Genomic DNA, 17,475 nt, shown 5'->3' with positions numbered 1-17,475 from the left:
GGATAATATGCCTTTATTTTACTGAAAAATGATGTCATTTGCAAATGAACATTGTGATGAAAAATTTCAAAATCTAATTCCATATTTTCTATTGTAAGCGTATACAATACATTATACAATAGAATAAAAAGGATATTAGAGAAATAGGCATGTCTCTATTCAATTTTGTATAAAGTGTGAATAAAAAACTTTTGTATAGCAATCCATTTACTTTTTGTTAAAATAAGTTAGAATTAGAAGTGTTTACATAGGGGGAAGGATCAAAAAGGGGGAAGGGAAATGAAATGGAACCCGCTTATTCCATTTTTACTGATCGCTGTTTTAGGAATTGGTCTAACTTTCTTTTTATCAGTAAAAGGACTTGATGACTCTCGGGAGATTGCAAGCGGAGGAGAAAGCAAATCTGCTGAAAAGAAAGATGCAAACGCTTCACCAGAAGAAATTTACAAGGCAAACTGCATCGCATGCCACGGTGAAAATTATGAAGGTGTTTCGGGTCCGAGCTTAAAAGGTGTAGGGGATAAGAAAGATGTCGCTGAAATTAAAACAAAGATCGAAAAAGGCGGTAATGGAATGCCTTCCGGTCTTGTTCCGGCAGATAAGCTGGATGATATGGCAGAGTGGGTGTCAAAAATTAAATAAAAGAACCATTTTTCTCTTTATACATTCACAGGCCGCCGAGATGTTCTCGACAGCCTTTTATTTTTGACGGCCGCGTGCAGACCCGAATCAAAAGAAATAATCTCAAAATCATTTGCTTCAGCTTGGATTCCGGGCTGATTTTTTATATGATAGTAAAGGAAAAAATGATTGAGAAAAGTTGTGATGACAAGTGAACGAATTAAAATTATCTAAACGATTGCAAACAGTAGCGGAGTACATACCGAATGGAGCGGTGATGGCCGATATCGGGTCTGACCACGCATACCTTCCTTGTTATGCGGTGCTGAATCATAAAGCCAGCGGAGCGATTGCCGGAGAAATAACAGAAGGCCCATTTTTGTCTGCAAAGCGGCAGGTTGAAAAATCAGGCTTAAACTCGCACATTTCTGTAAGGCAGGGAGACGGACTGGAAGTGATTAAAAAAGGTGAAGCTGATGCCATTACGATTGCCGGAATGGGCGGGGCTTTGATCGCTCACATTTTAGAAGCAGGTAAAGACAAATTAACGGGGAAGGAACGCCTTATTTTACAGCCGAATATTCATGCTGTTCATATCAGGGAGTGGCTTTATAAAGAAGGGTATGCGCTGATAGATGAAGTGATCCTTGAAGAGGACGGAAAATGCTATGAGGTGCTGGTTGCCGAAGCGGGAGACAGAGATGCGGCTTATGCCGGGATTTCTTTATCAGCCGGGATGCTCGTCGGTCCTTTTTTGGCAAAAGAAAAAAATGCTGTCTTTTTGAAAAAGTGGACACAAGAGCTTCAGCACACTCAAAACATTTATGAGCAGATTAGACAAGCCGCAGGCACAGAGCAAAATAAACAAAAATTAAAGGAGCTCTCCGATCGAATGGAGCTGTTAAAGGAGGTAATCGATCATGGCTAAAAGCGTTAATGGGCAGCAGATCATCCAGCTGTTTGAACAATTTTCCCCGAAAGCCTATGCGGTCGAAGGAGATAAAATCGGCCTGCAAATCGGCACCTTAAATAAACCGATTAAAAATGTGATGGTCACACTTGATGTGTTGGAGAGCGTTGTCGATGAAGCGATTGAAAAAGAGGTTGACTTGATTATTGCACACCATCCTCCTATTTTTCGGCCGCTCAAGCATATTTCAACAGATCAGCCTGCCGGAAGGTTAATTGAAAAGTGTTTGAAGCATGATATTGCTGTTTATGCAGCTCATACAAATTTAGACGTTGCGGACGGCGGCGTGAATGATTTGCTTGCTGAAGCACTAGAGCTGCGTGAGACGGAAGTGCTGACGCCTACTTATACGGATCCTCTGAAAAAGCTGGCCGTCTACGTGCCGAAGGAATATGAAGAGCAGGTCAGAGCCGCGCTTGGAAATGCTGGCGCCGGCCATATCGGCGAATACAGCCATTGCGCGTTTTCGTCTGAAGGGATCGGCAGCTTCAAGCCATTGGACGGAGCTAAGCCTTTTATCGGTGAAGTAGGAGAGCTTGAGCTTGTTCATGAAGTAAGGCTTGAGACTGTATTTCCTAAAAGCATCGAAAAAGCTGTTATCAATGCAATGATAAAAAGCCATCCATACGAAGAAGTCGCTTACGACATCTATCCTGTTGAACAGTCTCCCGCCGAAAAAGGGCTCGGCCGTGTCGGAACCCTTAAAAATGAGATGACGCTCAAGGAATTTGCTTTATATGTGAAAGACAAGCTTGATGTCAATGGTGTCAGAATGGTGGGGGATGCTGACAGTATGGTGAAAAAGGTAGCTGTTCTTGGCGGAGATGGGAACAAGTATATTCACCATGCAAAACGAAAGGGCGCCGATGTTTACGTTACAGGAGATTTATATTTCCATGTGGCCCATGATGCGATGATGCTTGGCCTGAATGTGGTTGATCCGGGCCATTACGCGGAAAAAATCATGAAAGAAGGCGTCACGAGAAAACTGACATCAATGTGTAATGATAAAAAATATGACGTGAATATCTTTGTTTCTGAAACAGATACAAATCCATTTACATTTCTATAAAAAAACTGAGGCTTTTACAGCCTCAGTTTTTTGCTTTTACTTTTGGAAGTATTTTTTTGAGCGGTACATTGTGATCAGTTGTCCAAGTTGATGGATCTTCGTGATCGTACTGCTCCAAAAAGCGAATGACTTCTTTTGTGATCGGCGTAGGTGTTGAAGCTCCCGCTGTAACTGCAACGGTATTAACGCCTTTCAGCCATTCAAGCTTTAATTCGCTTAAGTCGCCGATCCGGTATGCTTTTGTGCCGGCTATTTCCTCTGACACTTGTGCAAGCCTATTTGAATTGTTGCTTTTCGGGTCTCCGACAACGATTGTTAAGTCCGCTTTTTTCGCCTGCTCTGATACAGCTTCCTGCCGCACTTGAGTAGCAAGGCAAATCTCTTGGTGATATTCGACATGAGGATATTTTTCTTTGACAAGCTCCATAATGTCGTGAACATCCCATTGAGACATGGTTGTTTGATTCGTCACGATTAACTTATCTGCTTGGATATCAAGGTTTTTTACATCTTCTTCTGTTTCAACTAAGTGAACGATTTCCGGCGCTACGCCAACGGCTCCCTCAGGCTCTGGATGCCCTTTTTTGCCGATATAGATCACGTGATATCCTTTTTCTTTCATCTCTAAGATTAGATTATGAGTTTTCGTCACATCCGGACATGTAGCATCAATTGCAACCAATCCTTTTTCTTCTGCGATTCTTCTGACTTCGGGAGAAACACCGTGCGCAGTGAAAATGACAGTTCCTTTTTCAACCTGCTTAAGAATGTCCAGACGGTTAGCGCCGTCCAATGTAAAAATCCCTTCCTCTTCAAACGCATCAGTGACGTGTTTATTATGAACAATCATCCCGAGTATATAGATGGGTCTTGGCAAACTTTTATCTAGTGCCGCATTTTTGGCAATGACCATAGCATCAACAACGCCATAGCAATAGCCGCGCGGCGAAATTTTAATTACGTCCATTTTCGGTTGTCCTCCAATACTGAAGTGAGTAAAGGCAATATAAAAAGCCGTAATCAAACGGCTCTATTCTTGCATTCTTCTGATCTCATTATAGCCAATCTCACTTCAGATATCAAAGAATGTTAAATATATAATCTCGGTTTTGAACTGCCTGATGTTCTTTTTGGGGCAGGAGAGGCAGCTTCTTTTTTCTTCGGAGCAGATGTTTTTGATTCTTGCTCTTTATTGTCAGGTGTTTTTGATTTCTTAGGCAGAGAAGAACTTTTTGGTTTTGATTTTTTGTTCCCGCCTGAGGTTTTTGTTTCATCCTCTTTCTCTTTTTCTGATGATTCATCTGAATCCGATTGTTTTTTACTTTCCTCATCGCTCTCTGTCTCTGTATCATCACTTTTACTTAATTGGCTGTACAGCTTCATCAATGACGGCAGATTGCGGACTAAAGGGCCGTACTGCTGGATCATAGGGGTGACTTGCTGCGCCATGCCGAGTACTTTTTGCACATTTCCAAGCATACTGGATAAAGATGCAGGATTGGCGATATTTTGAATGCCTTGCAGACCTGCACCTCCGCTCGCTGCTGCACCTGCTCCAGGAACGCCGGAAACGCCGGCGCCGCCAGCGCCTCCTCCGCCGGGGAGGAACTTTGACAGCATCCCTTTTAAGCCTCCGCCCGCACCATTTCTCGCTCCGGCATTTGCCTGAGGAAGAAATTGTCCCGCTTGCTGAAAACCCTGCTGCTGTGCTCCAAATGAAGGCCCTCGCATATTAGGCGGTCTTCTCCCCATCATTCGCTGATTTGGCATAGGGCGGGGCGGTCCGGGCTGTGGATAATTTCTCATTGGCTGCTGCGGTGAAAACATACTTGTACCTCCTTTCAGCTCTCTCTGCTATTAGAATATGCAGGGACTGCGGTATTTGCTTTACATAACTGAATAAAACAAACGCCTTGCAAACGTGGTGTTTTTAAGCGAAATCGGGTATAATGTGATGATGGACACATAATGTGCCGCTTTAAGGAGCTGGGAAAAATGAAAGAAACGAAATTTGAACTTTATGAATTGAAACCGTTTATTATAGATGCAGTACATCGCCTTGGTTTTTACGAACCGACTGATATCCAGAAAAGGCTGATTCCTGCAGTGCTAAAAAAAGAAAGCGTCATCGGCCAGTCTCAGACGGGAACTGGAAAAACCCACGCTTATTTACTGCCTTTATTAAACAAAATCGATCCTGCTAAGGATGTCGTTCAGGTTGTTATTACGGCTCCGACAAGAGAGCTTGCCAACCAGATTTATCAGGAAGCGCTTAAAATCACGCAGGGTGAAGAAGGAAGTCAGATTCGCTCGAAATGTTTTATCGGAGGCACCGACAAACAAAAATCAATTGATAAATTGAAAATACAGCCGCATCTTGTTGTCGGTACACCCGGACGGATTGCTGATTTAATCAAAGAACAGGCGTTAAGTGTTCATAAAGCGGAAGCTCTTGTTATTGATGAAGCGGATTTAATGCTGGACATGGGATTCCTTGCAGATGTAGATTACATCGGTTCCCGTATGCCTGAGGATCTGCAAATGCTTGTGTTCTCAGCGACCATACCGGAAAAGCTGAAACCATTTTTAAAGAAATACATGGAAAATCCAAAATACGCCCATGTGGAGCCAAAGCAGGTGACTGCTGCGAAAATTGAGCATATCCTTATCCCTTCGAAACATCGTGACAAGGACAAGCTCCTTTTTGACATCATGTCGCATCTGAATCCATACCTGGGGATTGTGTTTGCCAACACGAAAAACACGGCTGACCATATTGCCCAGTATCTGACTGGCAAAGGCATGAAAATCGGCCTGCTGCACGGCGGATTAACACCACGTGAGCGGAAAAAAGTCATGAAGCAGATTAATGATTTAGAATTCACTTATGTCATTGCAACTGACCTTGCTGCAAGAGGCATTGATATTAAAGGTGTCAGCCATGTTATCAACTATGAGCTGCCGGATGATCTCGATTTCTATGTTCACCGTGTGGGCAGAACGGCCCGAGCCGGCTCATCAGGACAAGCGATGACCATTTATGAGCTTTCTGATGAGGATGCATTAGTAAAACTTGAGAAAATGGGCATCGAATTTGATTACTTAGAGCTTGAAAAGGGCGAATGGAAAAAAGGCGATGACCGCCAGCGCCGCAAAAAGCGTAAAAAAACGCCGAACGAAGCAGACGAAATTGCTCATCGTCTCGTGAAAAAGCCGAAGAAGGTTAAGCCTGGATATAAAAAGAAAATGAGCTATGAGATGGAGAAAATCAAGAAAAAACAGAGAAGAAACCAATCTAAGAAAAGAAAGTAGGGGAACCTGTTGTTGAGAATAGGCTCACACGTCTCTATGAGCGGAAAACATATGCTTCTGGCAGCAAGCCAGGAAGCAGTCTCTTATGGGGCGAACACGTTTATGATCTATACAGGCGCACCGCAAAATACGCGCCGAAAGAAAATTGAAGACTTAAATATAGAAGCAGGCCGAGCACATATGCAAGAAAACGGCATTGACGAGATTATCGTACATGCGCCTTATATTATTAATATTGGCAACACGACAAATCCGTCCACTTTTGAGCTGGGGGTTGATTTTCTTCGTTCTGAAATTGAACGGACAGCGGCCATCGGAGCGAAGCAAATTGTCCTTCATCCTGGCGCTCATGTAGGAGCAGGAGCTGAAGCCGGCATCAAAAAAATTATTGAAGGTTTAAATGAAGTGATTGATCCAAAACAAAATGTCCAGATTGCATTAGAAACAATGGCAGGTAAAGGATCAGAATGCGGCAGAAGCTTCGAGGAGCTTGCACAGATTATCGAAGGCGTTACACACAATGAGCATTTGTCAGTGTGCTTCGACACGTGCCATACACATGATGCCGGGTATAACATTGTTGAGGACTTTGACGGGGTGCTGAGTGAGTTCGATAAAATCGTCGGCATTGACCGTATTAAAGTGCTTCATATTAATGACAGCAAAAATGTCAAAGGCGCGAGAAAAGACCGCCATGAAAATATCGGCTTTGGTGAAATAGGTTTTGACGCTCTGCAATATGTTGTTCACCATGAGCAGTTAAAAGACATTCCTAAAATTCTAGAAACACCGTATGTCGGTGAGGATAAAAAGAACAAAAAACCGCCATACCGTTTTGAGATCGAAATGCTGAAAGAAAAACAATTTGATGATACATTGCTCGAAAAGATTTTACAGCAATAAAAAATGGGGGATAACACCCCCATTTTTTAGCTTGTGAATTGTTTGAATAGTTCATTAACGGTTTGAGCTGTTTCTTTCGATGTAATTGTCTCTACTTGTTTCAACAGCCGCATCCGTTCACTCTCATTAAAGATGTTTACATTTTTGCCGTTTAACAGGTTCGCCACTTCAACGGCCTGCGATCTTGTTAAGCTGATTCCGTATTGTTTTGAGTACTTCAGCAAATCGTCAGCAGTAGCCTGATTAAGCCGCTGCAAAATAATTCTTTGAAATAAAATCATCGATCATTCCACCTCCAGACTTAATGTATGGGCAAATCAGTAAAATGTGTCAGTGTTTAATGGTAAAATAGATTTATAATGTATTTAAAATAGTTATTGCAGGAAAGGAGATTTTATGACCCCAACAAAACAACATAAGAGAGAAACATTTTCCCATTTTATTTTCAGGGTCTTTATGATTCTGGCAGGAGCTGCATCTGCGGCTGTAAGTATCGAATTATTTTTAATCCCCAATGATTTTATTGATGGCGGGATCATCGGTGTATCACTTATTTTAGACCACCTCTTTATATCAAACCCCTTTCTGAATTTCGCTTTTTTCGTTGTCATATTAAATATTCCTTTTATGATCTTCGGATATAAATATATCGGTAAGACCTTCCTTGTCTCTACTTTTATAGGGATTGTCGGGCTTGCCGTTATTGAATCCTCACTTCACCATGTAGAAGCCTTTACAACCCAGCCTATTTTGGCTACTGTGTTCGGAGGTCTTTTGCTCGGCTTTGGCGTCGGGCTCGTTATACGAAACGGAGGTTCAATGGATGGCACTGAAATCCTCGGTATTTTGCTGACGAAAAAGCTGCCTTTTTCAGTGGGTGAGTTCGTTATGCTCATCAATGTTTTCATTTTCATTTGGGCTAGTTTTGAGTTTGGTCCTGAGCAAGCGATGTACTCTTTCATGACTTATTACATTGCGATGAAAACCATTGATGCCGTCATCCAAGGGCTTGATGAAACAAAAGCGGTCATTATTGTATCTGATCAGTATGATGAGATTTCGGATGCTATTTTGCACCGTCTCGGCCGGGGAACAACAAAGCTGAAGGGCAAAGGCGGATATACGGACGAAGAAAAGGACGTGATTTACGCGGTTGTCACAAGGCTGGAAGTGACAAAGCTCAAATCAATCGTGTTTGAAGTTGATCAAAATGCATTCATCACAATTATGAATACTCATGAAACGAGAGGCGGAAAATTCAAAAACGCAATCCACTAGGCTTTCATTTACTTTTATTCATTTTATGGGTATAATTTTATCTGCAGTAAAGAAAATGGCTTGCTGACAGACAGCTGCCATTTTCTTTTTCATACATGGGATACGTTCTTAAGCAAAGCGAAAAGGGGGACCCTTCATGAACGTACAAGAAGCGCTGAACCTACTAAAAGAAAACGGATATAAATATACAAACAAACGGGAGGATATGCTGCAGCTTTTTGCTGATTCAGACAGATATCTTACCGCTAAAAACGTACTGTCTGCATTAAATGATGATTATCCAGGCTTAAGCTTTGATACAATCTATAGAAACCTTTCTTTATATGAAGAACTTGGGATTTTGGAAACAACTGAGCTGTCTGGTGAAAAGCTCTTCCGATTTAAGTGTTCATTCACTCATCACCATCATCATTTTATTTGTCTTGCCTGCGGCAAAACAAAGGAAATTGAATCATGTCCGATGGACAAGCTTTGTGATGATTTGGATGGCTATCAGGTCAGCGGGCATAAATTTGAGATTTACGGCACTTGCCCTGATTGTACAGCGGAAAACCAAGAAAACACTACTGCGTAATGCGAATATATGAAAAAGGGGCCCGGTTTGGGCTCCTTTTTTAGTTATTGACACGTATCAAGTGGTGCTTGTTGTTGTTCATCCATTGGACGGCTTCTAGCCAGTTGTTCACTCTGATGATGCTTGAATCAATCGGAAGCTGATTATAAGGGGAATTAAACAAAATCACCGGAATTCCGGCTTCCTTCGCAATCATCATGGCGTTTCCATGATGATCCTCAAAAAACAGGTCGATGTTATGGTTTTTGACCGCTTCAACTTTGTGATGACCGCCAACGAGTTCGATGTGATCATAATGAATGTTTTGTCTGTCAAACCATTCATAGGTAACATCAGTTAAATGAGTCCGTCTCGCTGTAATATAAATAAGCTTGTGCTCCTCTTTGAGGAGGTCAAGTGACTGTTTTGCATGCTGTGCAAGCAATGCTTCCTTATATATGATCGCTTCATTTTGATTCATCCAATTCCAAAATTCTTCCTTTGTAATATTTAACAGTTTTGTTAAATCATAATCCGTCATATCGTTTAATGAAATGGAAAGATTAAACGAACGGTTCAAATAAGGGACGAATGTATCCTGAGCCGTAATTGTGCCGTCAATATCTATTCCTAAGCGTAACATGCCCACACTCCTTCAGTTTCATCCTTTCAAGTGTAACATAAACAATTGACATTAACAGAAAAGTTTAGCAAACATGAATCAGGCAAAATGGATCAAACTATAAAAGCTCCTTTAATAAAACAGAAGGGGGAATTGAAGGTGGCATACGATTACGAAAAGCGTGATAACAACAGTTACTATGTTGATCATGGATCTGAAGGAACAAATATTACCCGCGACAATGACGGTTTTTTTGAGGAAACAGCTGCTGAAATTGCAGAGCCTTATCGTGCTGCTGACCGCAGCAATGACCGAGATAACGATCGCAGCGGCGGCAATGTCAATGAAGGACGGGGAATAGGATATATCGCTTTAGCCTTGTCCATTATTTCATTGTTTGTACTGCCTGTTTTATTGGGAGCTGCCGGTATTATTGTCGGCTATATCGCAAGAAGAAGAGGTGCTCAAGGACTGGGTGCTTGGGCAATGGGTATCGGTGTCGTTTCATTAGTGCTTGGAATATTTATTATTCCATTTTTCTAACACAAAAAAGCTTGACGGGTTCCCGTCAAGCTTTTTGTGTTTCTTCTTTTAAATTTGCTTTTTCAGCTTCAAGCTTTGCATAGTGTTCCTCAGCAAGAATGTCAATTTCTTTTTTGAGTTCCTCAACCATCGTTTCCTCGGGAACCTTACGGACAATTTTTCCTTTCCGGAACAGCAGTCCTTCACCGCGTGCGCCGGCGATTCCGATATCAGCTTCTCTCGCTTCACCAGGTCCGTTTACAGCGCAGCCGAGAACAGCCACTTTAATCGGCGCTTTTATCTTAGAGATATATTCTTCCACTTCATTGGCAATGCTGATCAGGTCAATCTCAATACGGCCGCAAGTCGGGCATGAAATGAGCGTGGCAGCATTGGACGCTAAACCGAAAGATTTCAGAAGCTCCCTTGCTACTTTTACCTCTTCCACAGGGTCTGCGCTTAATGAAATGCGCAGGGTGTTTCCGATGCCTTTGCTTAAAATGGCGCCGAGCCCTGCTGCGCTTTTTACTGTGCCGGCAAACAGTGTTCCTGACTCGGTGATGCCGAGGTGCAGCGGGTAGTCAAACGCTTTTGCCGCTTTTTCATAGGCCTCGATCGCAAGGTTCACATCAGATGCCTTCATGCTGACGATAATATCGTGAAAATCAAGATCTTCAAGAATTTTAATGTGATGAAGTGCACTTTCTACCATTCCGTCGGCAGTCGGGTAACCGTATTTTTCTAAAATCCGTTTTTCAAGTGAACCTGCGTTTACTCCGATTCTGATCGGAATGCCCTTATCTTTGGCCGCTTTAACAACCGCTTCCACTTTTTCGCGACGGCCGATGTTGCCGGGATTGATTCGGATTTTATCTGCGCCGCCTTCAATGGCCTTCAACGCAAGTTTATAATCGAAATGTATGTCAACAACGAGAGGGATGGAAATGCGCTTTTTAATATCCGCAATGGCGTTTGCCGCCCGTTCATCCGGACATGCTACCCGAACAATTTGGCATCCGGCTTCAGCCAAACGGTTAATTTCCGCAACCGTTGCTTCTACATCATGTGTTTTAGTTGTTGTCATGCTTTGGATGACAACTTCATTGTTGCCGCCTATTGTTAAAGGTCCCACTTTGACGGGACGCGTTTTTGTACGATGTGTGATTTCACTCACTTGCAATCGCTCCTTAATTGTAGTTGCCGCTTCTAGATATAACAATTCTAGTATGGTTTATGTGAATTTATTTTACAAATTACATTGTAACAGTGTCTTCGCCGAACTGACAAGAAATTAACGTTAAATTAAGGGTAGACCGGGAATTTGTACGCTGTTCCGGCTTGAATGGCGTTGGCTTTCACATTCGGATTCAGTGCTTCAAAATCCTTTACAATGTCATCTGGGGAACCTGCTGATCCGACTATCGACATAACCGTATCACCCGGCTTTACCTTCACCGTTTTATATGCTGGTTCTTGTGAAACAGTTTTTGCTGATGCTTCATAGACAGGGAGGTCCTGAATGGGTATCGTTCCAATTTTAAGGTCATAAAAAAGAATAAAGAGAATAAAAACAATACTGCATACTAAGGTGAGACGCTTCATCGCTTTTCCTCCCGCATACGAAATTTTATACCATAGTATGCTTGTCCATTTAGAATCATGACAAAAGAAAAGAGACTGCGAATGCAGTCTCGGTTTATACAGGAGCTTTTTTGGACGGAATCTCTTTTAAAACGAGAAACAGAATGACAAAGTTGACAAACCAGTTAAGCAAAAATTCACTTGGAACGGTTGCTTCTAATGCCCGCATGATTGTAAAGAATACAGTCGAAAGGGTGATGGAATAAGCAGAAAGCTTCCAGAGCTGATGATAGGATAGATGTTTTTTCTGCGAATTCTTAATGATTAACCCGATAAGCGCTAAGAATGACACTTCAATAAATTTCCCCGCTGCTGTTACGAGAAAAATAAGTGCTGAGAGAACAGTTACGATCATCGCTTTATTTTGGTTTAAACCTGCAATGACATCTTTTTTCTGTAACTCTGACGGCATCATTGAGTAAGGCATTTCTTGGGCTTGTCCGTCAATGGCCAAAACAAATTTGTTCTGAAGGATGCCGATCGCGTTTTGTTTTGCTTCAATTTGTTTCGTGCCATAGGCGTCTGTCGGATCGAACACGATAACGAAACCATTTGCCTGAGATTCCGTGGCTTTTTTCTCATCCGTTTGAAGTTTGCCGTTTGAAATTGTGAAATCAGGGAAATCTTTGTTTAAAACAGTTTTAAAGCCGTTCATGGATTTTACGGTCCCTGTACTTACATAATAAGCGGTAGGGATTGCAAACAGGACAGAGAGCAAAAATACATAAAGAATCGCTTTACCGATTCCTTGAAATCTTGTTTTTGCAATATCACGGGGAGAGTATGTACTTTTAATGAAAAGCTGAAACACATTCACTATCTTCACTTCCTAGCTAAACTAATATATGTTGCTTATTGTATCGTTGCATGCATGTGAATACAAGGAAGACATGAAGAAGACAGAGTAAAATGGGAGGATGGAAGCTATGGATATGTTGTATTGGCTGTTAATTGCAGCGGTTTTTATCATCGCCTTTATCGGGCTGGTGTATCCTGTTATTCCGAGTGTAGTATTTATTGTTGCCGGATTCATATTATACGGATTTTTATTTTCATTCAGTCCGTATTCTTATATGTTCTGGCTCGTTGAGGCAGTTTTTGCTGCAGTATTATTCGCGGCAGATTACGTATCTAATCTGCTTGGAGTGAAACGGTTCGGAGGAAGCAAGGCCGCCATATGGGGAAGCACGATCGGTTTATTAATCGGACCTTTTGTCATTCCGGTTGCAGGGATCATATTGGGTCCGTTTATCGGTGCTGTTTGTGCAGAACTTATCGTCCATCAGAAGGACTTAAAGTCAGCGTTTAAAATTGGCCTCGGTTCACTCATTGGTTTTTTAACAGGGGTCATTGCAAAGGGCATCATACAGCTTTTGATGATCGGATATTTTTTATGGACGGTCCTATAAGAAATGCTGGGGACAGGTTTAATGGGGCTGAATATCGGTTAAAGTGAAATATGTCCGCTGAAATGAGCCAAATTGTGAGCTTTTTCATTGATTACAATGCATTCTTTTGTTACATTGAATGAAGAAAGGCTCGCTGTGAAGCGGCATTTCAGTACATATATATTAAGGAGGAATTATCATGGCTTACGAACTTCCAGAATTACCATATGCGTACGATGCTTTAGAACCGCATATCGACAAGGAAACTATGACTATTCACCATACGAAACACCACAACACATACGTTACAAATTTAAACAAAGCGGTTGAAGGAAACACTGCTCTTGCAAACAAATCAGTTGAAGAGCTTGTTGCAGATCTTGATTCTGTTCCTGAAAACATCCGCACTGCAGTCCGCAATAACGGCGGCGGACATGCGAACCACAAATTATTCTGGACACTTTTATCTCCAAACGGCGGAGGCGAACCGACTGGCGCGCTTGCTGAAGAGATCAACAGTGTATTTGGAAGCTTTGACAAATTCAAAGAGCAATTCGCAGCTGCAGCGGCTGGACGCTTTGGTTCTGGCTGGGCATGGCTTGTTGTGAACAACGGCAAACTTGAAATCACAAGCACGCCAAACCAAGATTCTCCACTTTCAGAAGGCAAAACGCCTATCTTGGGTCTTGACGTTTGGGAGCATGCTTACTATCTTAACTATCAAAACCGCCGTCCTGATTACATTTCAGCTTTCTGGAAAGTTGTAAACTGGGATGAAGTGGCTCGTCTATACAGCGAAGCAAAATAATGACACAAACAAGGTCCTCAATAAAGGACCTTGTTTTTTTATGTCTTCTTTTTACATATCTCGGTTTGAGTGAGACAGACTAAGGGATAGTAAAGGGGAGTCAGTAATGAGCAAACTAAAAAAAGTGATAGGCGATGTAGACGTAAACAAAGGGTTACTCTTTCTGCTGACCATTGGCGGGCTTTACTCGCTGGGAATTGCACTGTCCAATACATTTGTTAATGTGTATCTTTGGAAGCAGTCAGGGAAATTTATTGATTTGGCGATATATAATTTATCCGTTGTGACAATGCAGCCGATAACCTTTTATTTGGCTGGACGGTTAGCCAAAAAAATAGACAGGGTGTTTATTTTAAGATTCGGCGTCATTTTCTTAGCTGCCTTTTATTTAAGTGTGCTTTTAGCCGGAGAAACGGCGGCCAGCCGTCTCGTGCTGATCGGAGCGGTGCTCGGAGTGGGCTATGGCTTTTATTGGCTAGCGTTTAACGTGCTGACCTTTGAAATAACAGAGCCGGATACGCGAGACTTTTTCAACGGGTTTATGGGCATTCTGTCTTCCTCTGCAGGAATGATCGGCCCGATTGTAGCGGGATTTGTGATCTCAAGGCTTGAAAATAATACGGGTTATACAGTCATTTTCAGTCTCTCCCTCAGCTTATTTGCCCTCGCTGTCGTGATGAGCTTTTTCTTAAAACGGAGAGAATCAAAGGGCCGTTTTATGCTGAGCAAAGTATTTGGAGAGCGCCATAGCAATATGAATTGGCGGAGAATTACGAATGCGCATTTTTTTCAGGGCTTGAGAGAAGGGATTTTTGTCTTTTTAATCAGTGTGTTTGTATTTATTGAGACAAACAGCGAACTTGCTCTCGGTACATTCGGTCTTGTCAATTCAGCTGTTTCCTTCTTTGCCTACTACTTTGCATCTAGGCTGATTAAGAAAAAGGCCAGAAAAAAATCGATTTTGCTGGGCGGACTTATTTTGTATGGCGCGCTGTTTTTGATTCTGTTCCATATGAGCTTTTCGACATTATTAACGTATGGCGTTTTTATTGCCATCGGCTATCCTCTGTTGCTTGTGCCATATGTATCACTTACATATGATGTGATAGGGCGCGCGAGGCATGCCAGAAAAGCAAGAATTGAATATATCGTGCTAAGGGAAATGTTTTTGAACGCCGGCAGAATTGTTTCGATTTTATGCTTCCTCCTGATCGTGGCCCTTCTGAAAGAGGACGTGGGGATTCCTTTGTCACTTGCGATATTAGGTATAGGACATCCTTTGATTTATTACTTTGTCAAGGATATCCGTTTTAAGGAGAAGGAAGGGGAAAATGAAACCATGGAAGAAGACGGCCAAAAACGGGTAACAGAACCGACCCTTTTAAAAGGCGAGAGATAATTTTTTTGCCAAAAAGGGGTTATCTGTAGAAAAAAGTCGAAAAAACCTTTAAAATGAAAACTGGCACTCTTACTGAGTGTCTTTTCTTTCTGTAAATAGAAAAAGGTGATGTTATGAGGAGAAATAAACCAAAAAAACAAAATCATAAAGAGAAAAAGAAGTCGCTTCCGATCCGGCTGAATATTTTATTTTTAGCGGCCTTTGTTATATTCACCTGGATCATTGTGGAATTGGGCATTAAGCAGATCGTGCAAGGCGATGATTACAAAAATCAAGCGAATAAGCAGGAACAAAGTGAAGTCAGCTCGGCGGTGCCGCGCGGGAAAATTTATGATCGAAACTTTAATGCCATTGTGACAAACAAGGCTTTAAATGCAATCACATACACAAGATCTAAATCGACCACGCAAGAACAGCGCTTAAAGATCGCAAAAAAGCTGTCTGACATGATCAAAGTCGATACAAAAAAAGTAACAGAACGGGATAAAAAAGATTATTGGATTTTGACTAGACCGAAAGAAGCAAAAAAGCTGATTAGCTCTAAAGAAAGACAGCAGGTTGAAGACAAAAAAATATCCGATGACGATTTATACCAGCTTCAGCTAAAACGGATTACTGATAAGCAGCTGAATGAATTGACGGATAAAGATATGCAGATCCTCGCTATCAAAAGACAGATGGATTCGGGCTATGCATTGACCCCTCAATATATCAAAAACGAAGATGTATCAGCGAAGGAAATGGCAGTGGTAAGTGAACATTTAGACGAACTGCCGGGTGTTGATGTCACCTCCGATTGGGAACGTGAATATCCGTATAAAAACCTTCTTCGCTCAGTGCTCGGAAGTGTTTCCAGCTCTAATGAAGGATTGCCGTCCAACTTGCTCGACCATTATCTGTCGCTTGGCTACAGCCGTAATGACAGGGTCGGAAAAAGCTATTTGGAATACCAATACGAAAGCCTTCTGCAGGGCCAAAAAGCCAAAGTCGAAAATATCACAGATTCAAACGGCAATGTCACGGGAACAAAAACGGTATCTGAAGGCAAAGCCGGTAAAGATCTCGTACTTACGATTGACATTGATTTGCAAAAAGAAGTGGAAAAAATCATTGAGAAGAACCTCAAATCTGCTAAAGCAAGACCAAGCACTCAATTGTTAGACCGGGCATTCGTTGTGATGATGGACCCAAGAAACGGTGAAGTGCTTTCAATGGCGGGCAAGCAGATTAAACAAGAAAATGGGAAATATAAAATTGATGATTATGCTTTAGGTACAATGACGTCATCTTACGCCATGGGTTCAGCAGTCAAAGGCGCAACAGTCTTGACAGGCCTTCAAACCGGAGCCATCAATCTAAATACAGTTTTTCAGGATGAACCATTGTATATCGGTCAGGATAAAAATGGTAAAAAATCATGGACTAATTTAGGACCGGTCAATATTCAAAGAGCCTTAGAGCAGTCTTCCAACGTATTTATGTTTAAAACTGCGATTGCGCTCGGAAAAGGTGAATATAAACCGCACCAGGCTTTACCGATTGATACAACGGCCTTTGATACGTTCCGTAATTACTTCAGTCAATTTGGATTAGGTGTCAAAACTGGAATTGATCTTCCGAATGAAATGACAGGCTATAAAGGAACAGACAGATTGACGGGATTCTTGCTTGACTATGCGATCGGCCAATACGATACGTATACACCACTGGAACTTGCGCAATACGTATCAACGATTGCAAACGGCGGATATCGCTTAAAGCCTCAGCTTGTAAAGGAAGTCAGAGAACCTGATGCTAAAAGAGGGATCGGTGCTGTCGTACAATCCGTTCAGCCTGAAGTGCTGAATAAAATCGACATGAAGAGTGAATACATTAAAGAGGTTCAGGCCGGATTCAGACGGGTGATGACAAAAGGGACAGCTGCCAGCCAATTTGCTTCAGCGTCCTATCAGCCTGCCGGTAAAACAGGAACAGCACAATCGTTCTATGATGGACCTGATAAATCAAAAACGGGAACAGCGACTTATAATACGACACTTGTTGCCTATGCACCGGCTGATAATCCTGAGATTGCCATCTCTGTAGTAGTCCCTTGGGCTTATATTGATTACAGCGCTAAATATACCATTACAAACGAAATCGGCAGGGAAGTAATGGATAAATATTTTGAGCTGAAATCGAAGCAGGACAAAGAAGATACGCAACAAAAGAATAAAGACAAAATCGAAGAAAATGCAGAAAACACAACGTCTTCTGATAACTAAAAAGAAACGCTCACATAATGTGGGCGTTTTTTTTATACAAAAAAACGCATTGATTTACAAAACCTTAACATTCGATTCAAACCCTTTTTACATAGAACCTTTACTCTATACGTGTAGGACAA

General features: G+C 41.9%; 19 protein-coding genes. 12 read left to right on the top strand and 7 right to left on the bottom strand.

Features of this window, described 5'->3' with window-relative positions; genetic code table 11:
* Positions 1–279: 279 nt before the first annotated feature.
* The 3 genes from cccA (at position 280) to JQX68_RS12895 (ending at position 2,663) form a co-directional block, all read left to right on the top strand.
* Complete coding sequence (cccA, locus tag JQX68_RS12905; protein ID WP_003230068.1) at positions 280–642, top strand: cytochrome c550; 363 nt, start codon at positions 280–282, stop codon at positions 640–642.
* A 256-nt stretch (positions 643–898) separates the two neighbouring features.
* On the top strand, positions 899–1,549 hold the full coding sequence (gene trmK / locus JQX68_RS12900) for a tRNA (adenine(22)-N(1))-methyltransferase TrmK (protein WP_240345575.1): 651 nt from the start codon (positions 899–901) through the stop codon (positions 1,547–1,549).
* Positions 1,542–2,663 carry a Nif3-like dinuclear metal center hexameric protein gene (locus tag JQX68_RS12895; RefSeq protein WP_136654223.1) on the top strand — a complete coding sequence of 374 codons (1,122 nt, stop codon included), beginning with the start codon at positions 1,542–1,544 and terminating at the stop codon, positions 2,661–2,663. The genes trmK and JQX68_RS12895 overlap by 8 nt, the downstream gene beginning before the upstream one ends.
* Positions 2,664–2,685: 22 nt before the next feature.
* Here the strand turns inward: JQX68_RS12895 and JQX68_RS12890 are convergent, their stop codons facing one another.
* Both JQX68_RS12890 and JQX68_RS12885 read right to left on the bottom strand, forming a co-directional pair.
* Entirely contained in the window at positions 2,686–3,630 is a 945-nt protein-coding gene (locus JQX68_RS12890; RefSeq protein ID WP_147772251.1) for a 4-hydroxy-3-methylbut-2-enyl diphosphate reductase, read from the bottom strand.
* A 122-nt stretch (positions 3,631–3,752) separates the two neighbouring features.
* Positions 3,753–4,490 (bottom strand): YqfQ family protein, encoded by a 738-nt coding sequence (locus JQX68_RS12885; protein ID WP_147772250.1) that lies wholly within the window; start codon positions 4,488–4,490, stop codon positions 3,753–3,755.
* A gap of 168 nt (positions 4,491–4,658) precedes the next feature.
* Between JQX68_RS12885 and cshB the strand changes: the two genes are divergently transcribed.
* Together cshB and JQX68_RS12875 are read left to right on the top strand one after the other, a co-directional pair.
* Positions 4,659–5,975 carry a DEAD-box ATP-dependent RNA helicase CshB gene (gene cshB, locus JQX68_RS12880; RefSeq protein ID WP_041521384.1) on the top strand — a complete coding sequence of 439 codons (1,317 nt, stop codon included), beginning with the start codon at positions 4,659–4,661 and terminating at the stop codon, positions 5,973–5,975.
* Positions 5,976–5,984: 9 nt separating this feature from the next.
* The gene (locus JQX68_RS12875) at positions 5,985–6,878 is read left to right on the top strand and encodes a deoxyribonuclease IV (RefSeq protein WP_095431705.1); all 894 of its coding nucleotides are present in this window, start codon (positions 5,985–5,987) and stop codon (positions 6,876–6,878) included.
* 26 nt (positions 6,879–6,904) lie between these two features.
* Here the strand turns inward: JQX68_RS12875 and JQX68_RS12870 are convergent, their stop codons facing one another.
* Positions 6,905–7,159, bottom strand: a complete 255-nt coding sequence (locus JQX68_RS12870) for a DUF2624 domain-containing protein (protein ID WP_014664631.1) — start codon at positions 7,157–7,159, stop codon at positions 6,905–6,907.
* 115 nt (positions 7,160–7,274) lie between these two features.
* Between JQX68_RS12870 and JQX68_RS12865 the strand changes: the two genes are divergently transcribed.
* Together JQX68_RS12865 and zur are read left to right on the top strand one after the other, a co-directional pair.
* Positions 7,275–8,156 carry a YitT family protein gene (locus JQX68_RS12865; protein ID WP_147772248.1) on the top strand — a complete coding sequence of 294 codons (882 nt, stop codon included), beginning with the start codon at positions 7,275–7,277 and terminating at the stop codon, positions 8,154–8,156.
* A gap of 136 nt (positions 8,157–8,292) precedes the next feature.
* The gene (zur, locus tag JQX68_RS12860; RefSeq protein ID WP_004398578.1) at positions 8,293–8,730 is read left to right on the top strand and encodes a zinc uptake transcriptional repressor Zur; all 438 of its coding nucleotides are present in this window, start codon (positions 8,293–8,295) and stop codon (positions 8,728–8,730) included.
* 40 nt (positions 8,731–8,770) lie between these two features.
* Here zur and JQX68_RS12855 read toward each other — a convergent pair whose 3' ends face one another.
* The gene (locus JQX68_RS12855; RefSeq protein ID WP_147772247.1) at positions 8,771–9,352 is read right to left on the bottom strand and encodes a hypothetical protein; all 582 of its coding nucleotides are present in this window, start codon (positions 9,350–9,352) and stop codon (positions 8,771–8,773) included.
* A 132-nt stretch (positions 9,353–9,484) separates the two neighbouring features.
* On the opposite strand from JQX68_RS12855, the gene JQX68_RS12850 reads away from it, so the two are divergent.
* The gene (locus tag JQX68_RS12850) at positions 9,485–9,874 is read left to right on the top strand and encodes a DUF308 domain-containing protein (protein WP_080478340.1); all 390 of its coding nucleotides are present in this window, start codon (positions 9,485–9,487) and stop codon (positions 9,872–9,874) included.
* 25 nt (positions 9,875–9,899) lie between these two features.
* On the opposite strand, the gene ispG is transcribed toward JQX68_RS12850, so the two are convergent.
* From ispG to JQX68_RS12835, 3 genes are all read right to left on the bottom strand, one after another.
* Positions 9,900–11,033: a flavodoxin-dependent (E)-4-hydroxy-3-methylbut-2-enyl-diphosphate synthase gene (ispG, locus tag JQX68_RS12845; RefSeq protein WP_080487989.1), complete on the bottom strand. Its 1,134-nt coding sequence runs from the start codon at positions 11,031–11,033 to the stop codon at positions 9,900–9,902.
* Positions 11,034–11,155: 122 nt separating this feature from the next.
* Positions 11,156–11,455 carry a LysM peptidoglycan-binding domain-containing protein gene (locus JQX68_RS12840; protein ID WP_040082610.1) on the bottom strand — a complete coding sequence of 100 codons (300 nt, stop codon included), beginning with the start codon at positions 11,453–11,455 and terminating at the stop codon, positions 11,156–11,158.
* A gap of 94 nt (positions 11,456–11,549) precedes the next feature.
* Entirely contained in the window at positions 11,550–12,311 is a 762-nt protein-coding gene (locus JQX68_RS12835; RefSeq protein WP_103030659.1) for a DUF1189 domain-containing protein, read from the bottom strand.
* A 109-nt stretch (positions 12,312–12,420) separates the two neighbouring features.
* On the opposite strand from JQX68_RS12835, the gene JQX68_RS12830 reads away from it, so the two are divergent.
* The 4 genes from JQX68_RS12830 to pbpA all read left to right on the top strand — a co-directional run bounded on the left by JQX68_RS12830 (position 12,421) and on the right by pbpA (position 17,353).
* Positions 12,421–12,903, top strand: a complete 483-nt coding sequence (locus JQX68_RS12830) for a DUF456 domain-containing protein (RefSeq protein ID WP_014664624.1) — start codon at positions 12,421–12,423, stop codon at positions 12,901–12,903.
* 178 nt (positions 12,904–13,081) lie between these two features.
* Positions 13,082–13,690, top strand: coding sequence for a superoxide dismutase SodA (sodA, locus tag JQX68_RS12825; protein WP_069839500.1), 609 nt, complete (start codon positions 13,082–13,084; stop codon positions 13,688–13,690).
* 106 nt (positions 13,691–13,796) lie between these two features.
* Positions 13,797–15,089: an MFS transporter gene (locus tag JQX68_RS12820; RefSeq protein WP_014664622.1), complete on the top strand. Its 1,293-nt coding sequence runs from the start codon at positions 13,797–13,799 to the stop codon at positions 15,087–15,089.
* Between the two features lie 113 nt (positions 15,090–15,202).
* The gene (gene pbpA / locus JQX68_RS12815; protein WP_147772246.1) at positions 15,203–17,353 is read left to right on the top strand and encodes a penicillin-binding protein 2A; all 2,151 of its coding nucleotides are present in this window, start codon (positions 15,203–15,205) and stop codon (positions 17,351–17,353) included.
* Positions 17,354–17,475: the final 122 nt, after the last annotated feature.

It is taken from the genome of Bacillus sp. LJBS06, from assembly GCF_016924995.1.
Lineage (GTDB): Bacteria > Bacillota > Bacilli > Bacillales > Bacillaceae > Bacillus > Bacillus stercoris.
The sequence above is the reverse complement of the archived record's forward strand: the minus strand, read 5'-3'. Positions and strand labels throughout refer to the sequence as shown.